This is a genomic window from Amycolatopsis sp. lyj-108 (genome assembly GCF_046549005.1).
In the GTDB taxonomy this organism is placed as follows: Bacteria; Actinomycetota; Actinomycetes; order Mycobacteriales; family Pseudonocardiaceae; genus Amycolatopsis.
The window spans coordinates 276,508-290,043 of record NZ_JAJPWQ010000003.1 but is presented as its reverse complement, the minus strand read 5'-3'; the positions used below and the strand labels follow the sequence as shown (position 1 = coordinate 290,043).

The window sequence follows — 13,536 nt, the reverse complement described above, 5'->3', positions numbered from 1 at the left end:
AAGGGGCCTTCACGCGCTTGGGGAAACGCCGCAAGTAGGTGACTAATTGCGGGTGATCTTCGCGTCCCACTCGATGTGGTGCTGGTACAGCCAGTTCCGGTCCTGGTCGGACGTCGTCCCCGAAGGCACCGCAGCGCTGTCGGCCACCAGTTTCTCCACCCTGGGCCGCCGCAGCCGCTCGTAGGCCATGAAAGCCGTTGGCGCGTCAGGAAGATCGCGTAGGCACTGCGCCAGCACGACACTGTCCTCCAGCGCCATCGACGCTCCCTGCCCCGCGGCGGGCGAGGCCGCGTGCGCGGCGTCGCCGACGAGCACCATCGACGCGTTGAACCACACCGGCGTCGAGGGGACGTCGTAGGAGTGGCCGCCGAAGACGTCCTCCCCCGTCGACTGGATGATTTCCGCGGCAGGCAACGGTTCCCCGTCGAAAGCCGCGAAAGCCGCCGAGCGCCACTCAGCCGCCGAAAGACCCACGCGGACGCCTTCGGCCGTGGGAAGCCGCGCGAACCAGTACGTCGAGCCGTCGGGTGTGCTCGTGTAGCCGAAGAAGGCGTGCAGGCTTTGAACCATCCGATAGAGGGACGGCGCCTGCGGGATGCTCTTGTCGGTCGTGTAGCCGTAGACGACGTCGAGGCCCGTCGAGCGCGGAGGCGGGCATGCCGGGTCGATGATGGTCCGGACGACCGACCGCAGCCCGTCGGCGCCGATCAGGATGTCCCCCTCGGCGACGGACCCGTCCTCGAAGCGTGCGACTCCCGGCGAGGCGGAAACGAGCCGCTTCCCGCGTTCGACGGTGATCCCGCGCGAGATCGCTTCTTCTTGCAGCGCACGGTAAAGAGACGCGCGGGTCAAGGTGCGCGGCCCGGCGAGCCCGGTTGAGCCCTCTACGTCGAACGACCGGCGCTCGACGGTCTTCCCGTCCGGCGTCACGAGTTCCAGCCCGACGGCGGCGAAGGAGTTGTCGACCACCGGAGCCTCGGCGCCGATGGCGCGCAGGGCGTCCATGCCGTTGTGCATGATCGTCAGGAACGCGCCCGCGTCCTCACCGCCGGACGGGTACGCCTCGTGAACGCTCGCTTCGATCCCGGCCCGCCGCAACGCCATCGCGGTCACCGTGCCCGAGATGCCGCCGCCGATGATCACAGCCTTCACCGCGAACCCCCTCCGTCGTGTCGCCGTCACCCGACGGTACCGGGAAACGGCGACACGACAGCGGGGATCACGCGCCGCCGCTGGCGACGATGTCGCCGTTGACCCCCTTGGGGAAGAACCCGCCCTCCTTCACCGGACCGGGGTTCAGGTAGACGATGTTCAGCACCCTGTCGGCGCCGCGGCCGAAGCAGATGCCGTTGTTGTCGGTGGGGACGATGTTGGCCTGGTTGCCCAACAGGATGCCCTGGTCGTCGTCGCCGGGGCCGTCGAGCGCGTCGCGGGCGTTGGAGATCTTGGCCGCCGCGTCGCCGAGGTCCCGGTCGAACAGGGATGTCCGGATGGTGGCGGCGTGGTAGGCCTCGGCGGCCAGGATCCCGGCGGCCGCGTCCAGGAACGTCTTGTTGGTGATCAGCGGCGCGGCACCCTTGTAGGCCGTGACGCCGACGTCTTCGAACAGGTACGCCGCGAGCAGGAAGTTCTTCTCGTTGGCGAACGGGTCGAACTGCTGGTATTCGCTGATCAGCCCGGCCGCCTTGGCCGCGGCGGTGAAGCTGTCCTTGAGGTCGATCTCGGGCCGCGACACCGCGGCCTCGCCCAGCGCGCCGCGCAGGAACTTGACGTGCGCGACCTCGTCGCCCGCGATCTCCTTCGCGAACTGGTGCAGCGTCTTGTCGTGGAACATCACCTTCTTGCCGCCGACCACCCCACCCTGGGTGCCGACGCCACCGGTGATGTCGTCCGGCAGCCCCCGGCCGTGGACGGCGAAGGAGTAGAACTCGGCTTCGAGGTACTCCAGGTTGAGCGCGAAGTTGAGCACGGCCGCGTCACTGGGGGCCTCCGCAGCGTCACCGACGGCAGCGGCCTCACCCGTCGCCGAAGCGGACGAAGTGGCCTGCACCCCGAGGTAGGTCGCGCCGACGACCCCGAGCCCCGCCGCGCCGGCCGCCTTCAAGAACCGGCGGCGGTCAGTGCGGTTCTCGGCACTGCGTGAGATCAGGGTACGAACGAAGGGCTTTCCGAACACGAGTGGTTCCTCTCGTCTTTGCGGTACACACCCACCCACTCAGACGTTCGGAACCACTCGTGACCCGGATTGGAAAAGATCTCGAACCTATTTCTTCGTCGCCGCGGCAAGGCGGACGCAGACGGCGAGCCCGCGGATGGCCTCTTCGACTTCGGCCAGCTCGGGGTACGTCGGCGCGATGCGGATGACGGCGTCCTCGGGGTCGTCGCCGTACGGGTGGGTCGCGCCGGCCGGGGTCAGGGCGATACCCGCCTCCTTGGCCAGCCGCACGACCTCCTTGGCGGTCCCCGACGGCACGGTCAGCGAGATGAAGTACCCGCCGGTCGGCTTGGTCCAGGACGCGAGGCCCGATTCGCCCAGTTCCTTGGTGAGGATCTCGTCGACGGCCGCGAACTTCGGCCCGATGAGCTCGGCGTGCTTGCGCATGTGCTCGCGGACGCCGTCCTCGTCGCGCAGGAACTGCGCGTGCCGCAGCTGGTTGACCTTGTCCGGGCCGATGGTCCGCTTGCCGATGAGGCCGGTCCACCAGGCCAGGTTGGCCTCGGAGGCGCCGAAGAAGCCGACACCGCCACCCGCGTAGGTGACCTTCGAGGTGGAGCCGAAGACGAACACGCGGTCGGCGTTGCCCGCCTCGGTGGCCAGCGCGAGCAGGTCCGCCAGCCGCGCCTCGTCCTCGGTGAGGTGGTGCACGGCGTAGGCGTTGTCCCAGAAGATCCGGAAGTCCGGGGCGGCCGTGGTCATCGTCGCCAGGCGGCGCACGGTGTCGTCGCTGTAGGTGACGCCGGTCGGGTTGCTGTACTTCGGCACGCACCAGATGCCCTTGACCGCGGCGTCCTCGGCGACGAGGCGCTCGACGACCGCCATGTCCGGGCCGGTCTCGGTGAGCGGCACCTGGATCAGCTCGATCCCGAAGCGCTCGGCCAGCGCGAAGTGGCGGTCGTAGCCCGGCACGGGGCACAGGAACTTGACGCTCGGCTCGTCGGCCCAGCGGCGCTCGGCGCCGGGGAGCTTACTGAGGAAGGCCTGCACGATCGAGTCGTGCATGAGCTCCAGGCTGGAGTTGCCCGCGGCCAGCAGCTGCTCGGCCGGGACCTGCAGCGGTCCGGCGAAGATGCGGCGGAGCTCGGGCAGGCCCTTGAGGCCGCCGTAGTTGCGGACGTCCGTGCCGTCCTCGGCCTTGCGCACGTCTCCGGGCAGGGCGAGCAACCCGTCGGCGAGGTCCAGCTGGCGAGGGGACGGCTTGCCGCGGGTGATGTCCAGGGAGAGGCCACGGTCGACGAGGGCCGCGTAGTCGCGGCGGGCGCTCTCGACATCGACAGGTGCAGTGGTCATGCCTAACGCTAAACCCGGCGGTGATCCGGCGTGAGACGAGGGTGGCTTCCGGGCCCGCGCGCCCAAGATCCGATAACGGTTCCGGCGCGTTTTTCACCATTCGTAACGAGGACAAATCCTCTGGTGACGCGGCCGTTGTTTCCCGCATTCTCGGTGGCACGAGGAAAAGGGAGAGAAATGGGAACGATGAATCGGGCGGCGGTGACGCTGATGGCGGCGGGCGCGTTGGCCGCGTGCGCGGTACCCCGGCAGGGAACGCCGGCTCCGGCCGTCGCGGTGGCCGCCCCGCCGAACACGATCGTGATCCAGCCACCCGCGATCGCGGCCCCACCTCAGACGGTTTATGTCGCACCGCCTGCGACACAGACGGTCTATCCCGCACCGGTGGTTCCCGTGGCGCGAACGGTGATCGCGTACTACGACGCGCTCAACCGGCGTGATTTCCCCACCGCGTGGAATCTCGGCGGGCAGCGGTTGGCGAAAGGCGGCGCTTATGCCTCCTACGTCAAGGGATTCGCGACGACTTCCTGGGCGGCACTCACCGTGACGGGCGAGAGCGGGAACACCGTGCACGTCCATCTTTCGGCGCGCCAGACCGATGGTTCACTGCGTACTTTTTCCGGTTCCTACACCGTTTCCGGCGGCGCGATCACCGGCGCGAACATGAAACGCCTCTCCTGACCCCGCAACCAGGTGACGAATTGCGGCCGTCACAGCGGGGTCAGCTGTGAGATCTTCCACCGGCCGTCGATCCGGACAGCGGTGACCGAAAGCTGGGAAACCGACGATTGCGGAGCGGCTCCACCGGGAGTGAGCGTCTGCTGGTCGAGGAACAACAGCACTTCGGCCTGGTCTCCGCGCAGGGACCGGACACCGAGCGATCGGACCGTCGTGGTGCGCACGAGCTTCTGCTCTTCGGCCCGTTTCCGCGCCGAAGCGAACTGATCCCGGTACTGCCCGGTCGCCTCGCCGATGAGCACGTCGGCCGCGGCCCGTTCGGTCCGCGCGAGGTTGCTGTAGTCGTAGGAGAAGACCGCCTTGACCCCGGCGCCGACCTGGTCCGCGACCTCGGCCGTGGCGGCCTGGTCCACCAGCGCCGCGTTGCCGTCCGAGCCCAGCGAGGACGCCTGGAGGCCGAACCACACCGCGCAGCCGGTGGCCAGCACGATGAGCGCGATCAGGATCCGCGGGATGCGCCCGGTCACGAGCCCGCCGCCTGTACCGCGCTGACCTTCCAGCCGTCCTCGACGCGCTGGTAGTCCACGGTCAGCCTGCTCACCTTGGGCGCGGCCGATCCGCCGCCGGTGCTGACCCGCACGTCCAGCACGGCCATCAGCCGTGCGGTCCCGGCGACGGCGTCGAGTTCGGTGACCGCGGCCTGTTTGAGCTTGGCGGTGGCGACGGTCTTGCTCGTGGTCGCGCGGTCGATCTGGACCTTCCGGTCTCCGGTGAGATCCTTGCCGAGGCGTCCGGTGGTGACGCCGAGCCAGCGGTCGACGTCCTGGGCGCCGCTGCGGTAGTCGATCGTGTTGAGCACCTCGAGCTGGCCGGACGCGGCGGCCAGCACGGCTTCGCGTTCCCGGCCGCGGGCAAGGCCGTCGTCCCTGGCGGCGCTCCACCACGACCAGCCGAACCAGGCGGCCGCGAGGACTGCCAGCGCGGCGACAACGGTAAGGGCACGGGTGAGCATTACTTGCCGCCCAGCAACGCGCCCAGTCCGCCCGGCGCGGATCCGGTGAGCAGGCTCAGCACGCCCGGCAACTGAGCGGATTCCGCCGCCTGCGGAGTCTGCTTCGGACGCTCGGGGACCGCGGGCGGCTTCCCGGCGTACGGGGCGTTCTGCGAGCCTCGCACACCCGTCGGACTTCCCGGCGGCTCGGCGCAGTAGGCCTGCGTGTTCACCGGCGCCTCGGTGGTGTCGTTGGCGGGGCGTTGTTTCGTGCCCTCGTAGCCCTTGGTGCACGAGGCCGGGTCGAAGAAGTTGAACACGACGCCGAGGTGACCGGTGCCGTCCGGCGACGTCGAGCGCGAGAAGGCCGAGATGATCGGGTACGCGACGAGGAGTTCCTCGATCGCGTCGGTGCGGGCGGAGGTGATCTGGGCGGTGGTGAGCGTGTTCGCGAACAGCACCCCGAGGTCGGTCCCGGAAACCGCGAGCACGTCGCTGATCTGGCGGCTCAGCTTGGGTGCTTCGTCGATCACCCGCCGCAGATCCGGGTCGGACGTCTTCAGCTGCGCCGCGATCGTCTTGAGCCCGCTGGAGAACTGGGTGATGTTGTCCGCCTGCCGCCGCTGGGTGTCCAGCACCGTCCGCGAGTTGGCGAGCAGGCCCTGGGTGTCGGGCAGGTACTGCGTCGCCGTCGCGGTGAGGGAACCGGTGCTGTTCAGCAGCTGCCGCAGATCCGGACCGGCGTTGGCGAACGCCTCGTAGGTCTCGTCGACGACGGTCTTCAACGATTCCGGCTTCACGCTCGACACCAGTTTGTCCAAATTGGACAGCACGGTGTCCGGCGCGAGCGGGATCGACGTCTTGTCCCGTTTGATGACCGATCCCTCGGCCAGGTAGGGCCCGTTTTCGTGCATGGGCAGCAGATCGACGTACTGCTCCCCCACGGCCGACCGGTTCGCCACCGCGGCCTTGGTGTCCGCGGGGATCTTCGGCGCTCCCTCATCGATGTCGAGACCGACGTCGATTCCGTGCTCGGTGAGCGTCATCGACGCGACCTTGCCGACCGCGACCCCGCGATAGGAGACCTCGGCGTTGACGAAGATCCCGCCGGAGTCTGCGAGCTGGGCGGTGACGAGGTAGCCGCGGGTGCCGAAGAGCCGGTCCAGCCCGGCGTACTTGCCGCCCGCGTAGACGACCGAGACCACCGCGATGACGATGAACACCGCCATCTTGATCTTGGTCTTGCGCGTGATCACCGGCCACCTCCCAGCAGCGGTCCGAGGATCCCGCCGAGCACGCCACCGAGCACGTCCCCTTGGGGCGTCTGGGGAGTCTGCGGGAGATCGCCGGCGGGCAGCGGCAGTACCGGCGGCGCGGCGCCGTTGTTGAACGGGATCGTGCCGGGCGTGCCGGTGCCCTGGGTTCCGGGCAGCTGGATGATCGGCTGCGACGAGTTGTTCATGTTCTCCAGGAACGTGTCCAGGTTCAGGTCGATCTTCGCTTCGACGTTCGCGTAGTCGCCCTTGATCACGTTGCCCGCGTAGTCCGGGAACGGGTAGGTGAGCAGGATCCGCAGCGCCGTCGGCAGGTCCTGGCCCGCCTCGGTCAGTTTCTTCAGTGTCGGCTGCAACGCGCGGAGGTTCGCCACCAGCGTGTCCTTGCTCGCCTTGATCGTTTCGGTCGCCACCCCGGACAGCGTGTTCAGCGACTGCAGCATGCCGACGAGCTGATCCCGTTGCTCGGTCACGACCTTGAGCCCCGGCGAAAGATTGTCGAGCGCGTTCGTGAGGTTCTGCGTCTGGCCGACGAGGGTTTTGGACAGTTTGTCGAGGCCGTCGATGGCACGCAGGATCTCGCCCTTGTGCCCGTCGAGTTCGGTGGCCAGCTTGTCCACTTGGGACAGCAGCGAGCGCACCTCGGCCTCGTTGCCGGTGAGCGCCTCGTTGAGTTCGTGGCTGATCTTCTGGATCTGCTCGACCCCGCCGCCGTTGAGCAGCAGGGAAAGCGCACCGAGGACCTCTTCGACCTCGGGGTTGCGGTTCGTGCGGTCCAGCGGGATCTTCGCGCCCTCGGCGAGCGCTCCTTCGGGTTTGTCGGGGGCGTGCAGGTCGACGAACTTCTCCCCCAGCAGACTCGACTGCCGCAGCTCGGCACGAGCGTTCGCCGGCAGCGCGATGTCGCCGTTGACGACCATGCTCACCCACGCCGATCGCGTGTCCGGGGCGAGGTCGATCTTCTCGACCCGGCCAACCGGGACGTCGTTGACCTTCACACTCGCCTGCGGCACGAGGTCGAGGACGTCGGAGAACTGCGCGGAGAGCCGGTACGGATGGTCGCCGAGATCCGCGCCACCCGGCAAGGGAGTGTTGTACAGCCCGGAAAAGCCGCCGTCGCTGCATCCGGCCAGCACCAGGACGCCCGCCATCACTCCCGCGATCCGCTGCCGTTGCCGCCTCATTTCGGGAGCCCCTTGGTCATGACGTCGACGAGCGGCAGCGGCAACGGTGGCAGCTCACCGCTCTGCAGTGAGGCCAGTACCTGCGGCACCGACGGAAGTTTCAGCGTGCCGTCGAGGACGGGCGCGAGCTGTTTGCAGATGTTGCCCAGCGCGTCCGGGATCGGCTTCGGCGTACTCGCGCTGATCAGGCGGCACACGGTCAGGATCGGCGGATGCGTCAGCTCGTTCAGGTTGTCCCGCACCGCGATCGTGCCGGACGCCGCGTCGTAGGAGTTGATGAAGTTGGTCGCCCCGGTCGGCGCGATGTCGATCACCTCGGCGAGCGAGGCCCGCTGGTCCACGAGCACCTTCGTCAGACCTGCCAGCTTGTCCACATTGGACGAGAGGAGGTCCTTGTTCTCCGCGACGAACTTCTCGACGTCGCCCATCGCCGTCGCCAGTGAGTTCAGCGCGGCGCCCACGTCGGCGGAATCCGCGGCAAGGAAGCCGCTGACGTCCGCGGCGCGGCGGTAGAACTCGTTGAGCTGCTTGTCGCTTTCGGCGAGCGCACCGGTGAAGGAGTTCAGGTTCTGCACCGTGGCGAACAGGTCGCCTTTGGAGCTGTCCAGGGTCTTGGCCAGTTCGGACAGCCGCGTCACCGTGGTGTTGAGGTTCTTCCCGTTGCCGTCGAGGTTCGCGGCCGCCGTGTCGAGCACGTCGGACAGCGCGCCGTTCTTGTTGGCGCCGTTGGGCCCCAGGCTGGTCGAGAGCTTGTCGAGACTGGTGTAGAGGTCGTCGAGTTCGGCGGGCGTCGCCGTCTTCTCCTTGGCGATCACCGTGTCCGACGCCATTTCGGGGCCGCTTTCGTACGCCGGGGTCAGCTGGACGTACCGGTCGCTGACCAGGCTCGGCGCGACGACGACGGCGCCCGCGTCGGCCGGGATCGGGGTGTCGCCGTCGATCCGCATGTCGACCCGGACGGCCTCACCCTGCGGCGTGACGCCGGTGATCTCCCCGACCTTCACCCCGAGCACCCGGACCGACGAACCCGCGTAGAGCCCGACCGTCTTCCCGAAGTAGGCGCTGATCCGCGTCCCGCCGGGTTCTTTGAACACCAGCCACAGTCCCGCGGTCAGGAGCAGCACGAGGACGCAGGCGAACGCGACCCAGTTGTAAAGCGTGCGGTGCTGAGCGCTCATCGTCCGCCCACCCCCTGGTTCGGCGCCGCGATCGGCGGCGTGCAGCCCTCCGGGTTGACCTGGAACGCGCCCGCGATGATCGTCGGCGGCAGCAGCCCGCACAGGTACCCCTCGAACCAGCGCCCGTTGCCGGTCGCGTTGGCGCCGACGCGGGCGAACGGCGCCATCAGCGCGAGGCTGCGACTGAGGTTGTCCTGGTTGCGCTGCAGGATGTCGGTGACCTTGCCGAGTTTCTCCAGCGTCGGCTTCAGCTGTTGCCGGTTGTCGGCGACGAGACCGGACAGCTGCGCGGAGACCTGTTGCGTCCCCTTGAGCAAGGTACTGATCGCGTCCTTCCGGTTCTGCAGTTCGGCGAGCAGGAGGTTGCCGTCGTCGAGGATCCGTTTCAGCTGGGCGTTGCGGTCGGACAGCGTCTTGGACACCTTGCTCGTGTTGGCCAGCAACGTCTTCAGGTCACCGTCGCGTGAGGACACCGTCTTGGACAAGGAAGACAGGCCGCTCAGCGCGTCCTTGAGATACTGCGGGCTGTCCTTGAGCGCGTCGGATAGGACGGTGAAACTCGACGCCAGCTGCGCCGTGTCGATCTCGCCGACGGTGCCCGACAGCTCCTGGAACGCGTCCTGCAGTTCGAACGGCGTCCGCGTGCGGTCGAGCCCGATGGTGGCGTTCGGGTCCTGGTTCGCCTTGCCCTTCGGGGTCAGCGCGAGGAACTTCTCCCCCAGCAGCGTCTTGATCTCGATCGACGCGGCGGTCGCGTCGCCGACCCTGACGCCGGAGACCCGGAACTTCACCAGCACCTTCTTGCCCGCCAGCTCCACGGAGCTGACCTGGCCGACCTTGACCCCGGCGACCTGGACCTCGTTGTCCGGCGACAGCCCCGCCGACTCGCCGAAGTACGCGGAGTACGTCGTCCCGCCGCCGAACAACGGGATCCGGTCGGAGAAGTACGTCGTCGCCGTGATCAGCACGATCAGGATGAGCGTCACGCCGCCGACCAGGGCCTGGTTGCGTTCCTTGAGCGGCTTCACGGCCCGCACCTCTCCGGTCGCTGCGTGCCGGGCAGCGGCGTGATCGGCAGTTCGATGTTGAGCGACTTGATGCCGATGCTGCCGGAGATCCCGCACAGGTAGTAGTTGAACCAGCTGCCGTAACTCAGCGTCCTGGTGAACTTCTGCAGGTTGCCCGGAAGCACCTGCAAAAGATGGTCGAGCAGCTGTTCCGAGTCGCCGAGGTTCTGCGACAGCGCGCCGAGCTGCGCGACGTCTTCCTTGAGCGCCGGCCGCGCGTCGGCGAGCAGGCCAGAGGTGGCGACGGTGAGGTCGCCCAGCGCCTTGACCGCCTCGCCGATCGGCTGCCGCTGTTCGGCGAGCCCGGTGACCAGCCGCTGGGTCTGGTCGATCAGCTCGCCCAGCTCCGGCGACCGCTTCTCGACCGTGCCGAGCACCGTGTTGAGGTTCGCGATGACGTCACCGATGATCTTGTCCTTGCCCGCGATGGCCGACGTGACCGACGCGGTGTGCGCGAGCAGACTGGTGATCGTGCCGCCCTCGCCCTGGAAGACCTGGATGATCTCGTAGGACAGTTTGTTGACGTCCTCGGGGTTCAGCGCGCGAAAGAGCGGTTTGAACCCGTTGAACAGCACGGTCAGGTTCAGCGCCGGTTTGGTGCGCTCGGGCGGGATGACCCCGCCGCGCGGCAACGACTTCTCGTCCCCGATGTCCGTGCCGAGCGAGAGATACCGCTGGCCGACCAGGTTGCGGTACTTGATGGTCGCGGTCACCGACGCCGGCAGCCGATGCGAGGTCTGGACGTCGAAGTGGACCTGGGCGAAGCTGCGGTCGCCCTCCTCGACCTCGATCCTGGCGACCTGCCCGACCTTGACGCCGACGATGCGGACGTCGTCGCCCTCCTTGAGCCCGGACGCGTCGGTGAACTTGGCCGTGTAGCCGGAGGTCTCGCCGAAGTTGGTGTTCGCGATGGTGGCGCCGAGGATCGCGGTGAGCAGCACGGTCACCACCGCGAAGATGAGGATCTTGACCAGATCCGGGACGAAGGACCTCATCGGGCCGCCCTCCAGCCTCGTGAGTGGCTAGGCCGGTTAGAACCGTCCTTACCACTCACGAGCCCCACTACCCACCGGTCGCCCCCGGCCGTCCCGGGCCGAGGTTGCGAAAGTGGCTTTCGCAACGTCGGCCGGGCGGGCAGGTGGGCTGTCGGCGGACCACAGGGGGCCGCACGCGTGTCGCGAAAGCCACTTTCGGGACACCTGACGTCCCGAAAGTGGCTTTCGCGACATGGCCGAAGCCCAGCCCGGCTCCAGGTGGTCGGCGAGGCCGAACGGCGCCCGCGTCCGAAGCGGCGGTCCGTGAAGGCCTCCTTCCCTACGCTCAAGGTAGGGAAGGAGGCCTTCACGGCATCCGATGCGGTGAAGGGCCCCTTCAGCCTGGCGCGGCCCGGTGTCCCCAATGCCGCATTGGGGACACTGAGCGTCTCAAATGCGACATTGGGAACCTGGCTGACGCCCGAGTCACCACCGGCGCCCGCTGAGTTCGGCCGAGTATTCATCGCAGTTCCACCTCCGCCCCGCGGTACAGCGGCCCCACCAGCAGACTGCCCCAGTTCGGCACCTGGTCCGGCGTCGTGCCCATGGCGGGCGACACGAGCAGGTCGATCAGCCGCTGTTCGTCCGGCGTGTTCACCACCGAGCCGCCCGCGCTCCCGCCGGCGGGCAGGGTGCCGTCGGGGTCGCGCGGCGGCGCGGGTTTCGAGGATCCGTCGTCGATGGCGCCGTCCGGCGGGTACTGCGGCCAGCGTCCCGGCGGCGGCACCTGCGGATAGCAGCGCGGGCCACGTTTGTCGTTGTACTTCGGCTCATCGACACCGGGCAGGTACTTGCCCCGGCTCGGCGTGAACTCGATGGTCACCCGGCTGACCTCGGGATGCGCGGTGCCCTTGCCGAACGCGAGTTCCGCACGCGGCACCGATTCGGCCAGCTGTTTGAGCAGGCACGGGTACTCCGGCGCGTACTTCGCGAGGACGTCCAAAGTGGGCTGCAGGTTCGTGGTGAGCCGGATCAGGTTGTCCTGGTTCACTTTCAGGAAGCTCGTCAGGTCGATCGAAGCGGCGGTCACCGTCGAGTAGACGTCGGCGAGACCGCGCTGGCTCTCGACCAGGGTCTTGCTCGTGGTGGTCAGATCCGACAGCGCGGCCAGCAGATCCGGCGCGGCCTTGTCGTAGATCGCGGCCGCGTCGGCCAGTCCGGTGATGTCGGCCTTGAGATCGGGCAGCGACGGGTTCACCTTGCCGAGATAGTCCGAAAGCCCGGCCAGCGTTGTGCCGAGCTGTTTGCCCTGACCGTCCAAAGCGGACGCGACGGCGTTGAGCGTGCTGGCCATCTTCTCCGGCTGCACGGCCTGCAGCAACGGCATCACGTTGCCCAGCACGGTTTCCAGCTCGATCGCGCTGCTGCTGCGGTCCTGCGGGATGACGTCGCCCTCGGCGATGTGCCGCTCGGGTTTCTCGGGCACCTGCAAAGCGACATACCGCTCACCGAACAGTGTCTTCGGCAGCAGGCGCGCGGACACGTTCGACGGGATGACCGAAGTCTTGTCCGGTTGCAGCGCCAGTTCCATCGTCGCGCGGTCACCGTGCGCCCGGATCGTCCGTACCTCGCCGACGACCATCCCGCGCACCTTGACGTCCGCGCCCTCGCGCATCTGGTTGCCGATGCGGTCGGTCTCCAGGTTCACCAGGGTCACCGTCGTGAAGGCCTTCTGGTAGAAGGCGATGGTGGTGACGAAGAACAGGACGACCACCACGAGGAAGATCAGGCCCAGCACCTGGTGCCGGAGCCGCTGCAGCAGAATCCTCCTGTTCACCCGGAAATCCTCACCGTCGTCGTGGCGCCCCAGATCGCGAGGCTGAGGAAGAAGTCGAGTACCGAGATCAGCACGATCGACGTCCGCACCGCGCGCCCGACCGCGACGCCGACCCCGGCGGGCCCACCGCTGGCGGTGTAGCCGTAGTAGCAATGGGACAGGATGACGAGCACGCTGAAGATGATCACCTTGAGGAACGACCAGAGCACGTCCTCGGGCGGCAGGAACAGCGTGAAGTAGTGGTCGTAGGTGCCCGCGGACTGGCCGTAGAGCCAGATGGTGATCTGCCGCGAGGCGAGATAGGACGAAAGCAGGCCGACGGCGTAGAGCGGGATGACCGCGGTGACGCCGGCGATCACCCGCGTCGTCACCAGGTACGGCAGGCTCGGCACGCCCATCACTTCGAGCGCGTCGATCTCCTCGGAGATCTTCATGGCGCCCAGTTGCGCGGTGAACCCGCAGCCGACGGTGGCCGAGAGCGCGAGCCCGGCCGAGAGCGGCGCGACCTCGCGGGTGTTGAAGTAGGCCGAGATGAATCCGGTCAGCGCGGCGGTGCCGAGCTGGTTCAGCGCCGAGTAGCCCTGCATGCCGACGATGAGACCGGTGAACAGCGTCATCCCGATCATCACGCCGAGCGTCCCGCCGATCACCGCGAGCGCGCCGGTGCCGAAGCTGACTTCGGTCAGCAGGCGGAAGATCTCGCGGCCGTAGCGCCGGATCGTGCGCGGGGTCCATGCCAGCGCGCGGAAGTAGAACGACAGCTGGCCGCCGAAGCCTTCCAGCATCGCGCCGGGACGCGCGATGATCTCGAGCGTCCGGTCCGAAACAGCGGGTTCGCCTGCCAT

At 68.1% G+C, this 13,536-nt stretch carries 13 protein-coding genes; 1 reads left to right on the top strand and 12 read right to left on the bottom strand.

All coding sequences use genetic code 11. The annotated features are described in order from the left end of the window. Positions 1-42: 42 nt before the first annotated feature. The 3 genes from ACLJO0_RS12955 to ACLJO0_RS12945 all read right to left on the bottom strand — a co-directional run bounded on the left by ACLJO0_RS12955 (position 43) and on the right by ACLJO0_RS12945 (position 3,508). On the bottom strand, positions 43-1,152 hold the full coding sequence (locus ACLJO0_RS12955; protein ID WP_410578665.1) for an FAD-dependent oxidoreductase: 1,110 nt from the start codon (positions 1,150-1,152) through the stop codon (positions 43-45). A 67-nt stretch (positions 1,153-1,219) separates the two neighbouring features. Next, entirely contained in the window at positions 1,220-2,176 is a 957-nt protein-coding gene (locus tag ACLJO0_RS12950; protein WP_410578663.1) for a ferritin-like domain-containing protein, read from the bottom strand. A gap of 87 nt (positions 2,177-2,263) precedes the next feature. Further along, positions 2,264-3,508, bottom strand: coding sequence for an aminotransferase class I/II-fold pyridoxal phosphate-dependent enzyme (locus ACLJO0_RS12945; RefSeq protein WP_360097831.1), 1,245 nt, complete (start codon positions 3,506-3,508; stop codon positions 2,264-2,266). 177 nt (positions 3,509-3,685) lie between these two features. On the opposite strand from ACLJO0_RS12945, the gene ACLJO0_RS12940 reads away from it, so the two are divergent. Beyond that, entirely contained in the window at positions 3,686-4,189 is a 504-nt protein-coding gene (locus ACLJO0_RS12940; RefSeq protein ID WP_410578661.1) for a hypothetical protein, read from the top strand. Positions 4,190-4,218: 29 nt separating this feature from the next. Here the strand turns inward: ACLJO0_RS12940 and ACLJO0_RS12935 are convergent, their stop codons facing one another. The 9 genes from ACLJO0_RS12935 to ACLJO0_RS12895 form a co-directional block, all read right to left on the bottom strand. After that, complete coding sequence (locus ACLJO0_RS12935) at positions 4,219-4,713, bottom strand: hypothetical protein (protein ID WP_410578659.1); 495 nt, start codon at positions 4,711-4,713, stop codon at positions 4,219-4,221. After that, positions 4,710-5,198, bottom strand: coding sequence for a hypothetical protein (locus ACLJO0_RS12930; protein ID WP_410578657.1), 489 nt, complete (start codon positions 5,196-5,198; stop codon positions 4,710-4,712). Before ACLJO0_RS12930 ends, ACLJO0_RS12935 begins: the two co-directional genes overlap by 4 nt. After that, a complete protein-coding gene (locus ACLJO0_RS12925; protein WP_410578655.1) occupies positions 5,198-6,433 on the bottom strand; it encodes an MCE family protein in 1,236 nt (411 codons plus the stop codon). The genes ACLJO0_RS12930 and ACLJO0_RS12925 overlap by 1 nt, the downstream gene beginning before the upstream one ends. Beyond that, entirely contained in the window at positions 6,430-7,635 is a 1,206-nt protein-coding gene (locus ACLJO0_RS12920) for an MCE family protein (protein ID WP_410578653.1), read from the bottom strand. The genes ACLJO0_RS12925 and ACLJO0_RS12920 overlap by 4 nt, the downstream gene beginning before the upstream one ends. Continuing rightward, positions 7,632-8,813: an MCE family protein gene (locus tag ACLJO0_RS12915; RefSeq protein ID WP_410578652.1), complete on the bottom strand. Its 1,182-nt coding sequence runs from the start codon at positions 8,811-8,813 to the stop codon at positions 7,632-7,634. Before ACLJO0_RS12915 ends, ACLJO0_RS12920 begins: the two co-directional genes overlap by 4 nt. After that, positions 8,810-9,841 (bottom strand): MCE family protein, encoded by a 1,032-nt coding sequence (locus tag ACLJO0_RS12910; protein WP_410578650.1) that lies wholly within the window; start codon positions 9,839-9,841, stop codon positions 8,810-8,812. The genes ACLJO0_RS12915 and ACLJO0_RS12910 overlap by 4 nt, the downstream gene beginning before the upstream one ends. After that, positions 9,838-10,875, bottom strand: a complete 1,038-nt coding sequence (locus ACLJO0_RS12905; RefSeq protein WP_410578648.1) for an MCE family protein — start codon at positions 10,873-10,875, stop codon at positions 9,838-9,840. Before ACLJO0_RS12905 ends, ACLJO0_RS12910 begins: the two co-directional genes overlap by 4 nt. Positions 10,876-11,374: 499 nt before the next feature. Next, complete coding sequence (locus ACLJO0_RS12900; RefSeq protein WP_410578646.1) at positions 11,375-12,691, bottom strand: MCE family protein; 1,317 nt, start codon at positions 12,689-12,691, stop codon at positions 11,375-11,377. After that, on the bottom strand, positions 12,688-13,536 hold the full coding sequence (locus ACLJO0_RS12895) for an MlaE family ABC transporter permease (RefSeq protein WP_125785417.1): 849 nt from the start codon (positions 13,534-13,536) through the stop codon (positions 12,688-12,690). The genes ACLJO0_RS12900 and ACLJO0_RS12895 overlap by 4 nt, the downstream gene beginning before the upstream one ends.

Bases quoted from the DNA above. Each gene is read 5' to 3' on its own strand.
- ACLJO0_RS12945 (WP_360097831.1), bottom strand. From the start codon at position 3,508: ATGACCACTGCACCTGTCGATGTCGAGAGCGCCCGCCGCGACTACGCG.
- ACLJO0_RS12940 (WP_410578661.1), top strand. From the start codon at position 3,686: ATGGGAACGATGAATCGGGCGGCGGTGACGCTGATGGCGGCGGGCGCG.
- ACLJO0_RS12930 (WP_410578657.1), bottom strand. From the start codon at position 5,198: ATGCTCACCCGTGCCCTTACCGTTGTCGCCGCGCTGGCAGTCCTCGCG.
- ACLJO0_RS12920 (WP_410578653.1), bottom strand. From the start codon at position 7,635: ATGAGGCGGCAACGGCAGCGGATCGCGGGAGTGATGGCGGGCGTCCTG.
- ACLJO0_RS12915 (WP_410578652.1), bottom strand. From the start codon at position 8,813: ATGAGCGCTCAGCACCGCACGCTTTACAACTGGGTCGCGTTCGCCTGC.
- ACLJO0_RS12905 (WP_410578648.1), bottom strand. From the start codon at position 10,875: ATGAGGTCCTTCGTCCCGGATCTGGTCAAGATCCTCATCTTCGCGGTG.
- ACLJO0_RS12895 (WP_125785417.1), bottom strand. From the start codon at position 13,536: ATGGCAGGCGAACCCGCTGTTTCGGACCGGACGCTCGAGATCATCGCG.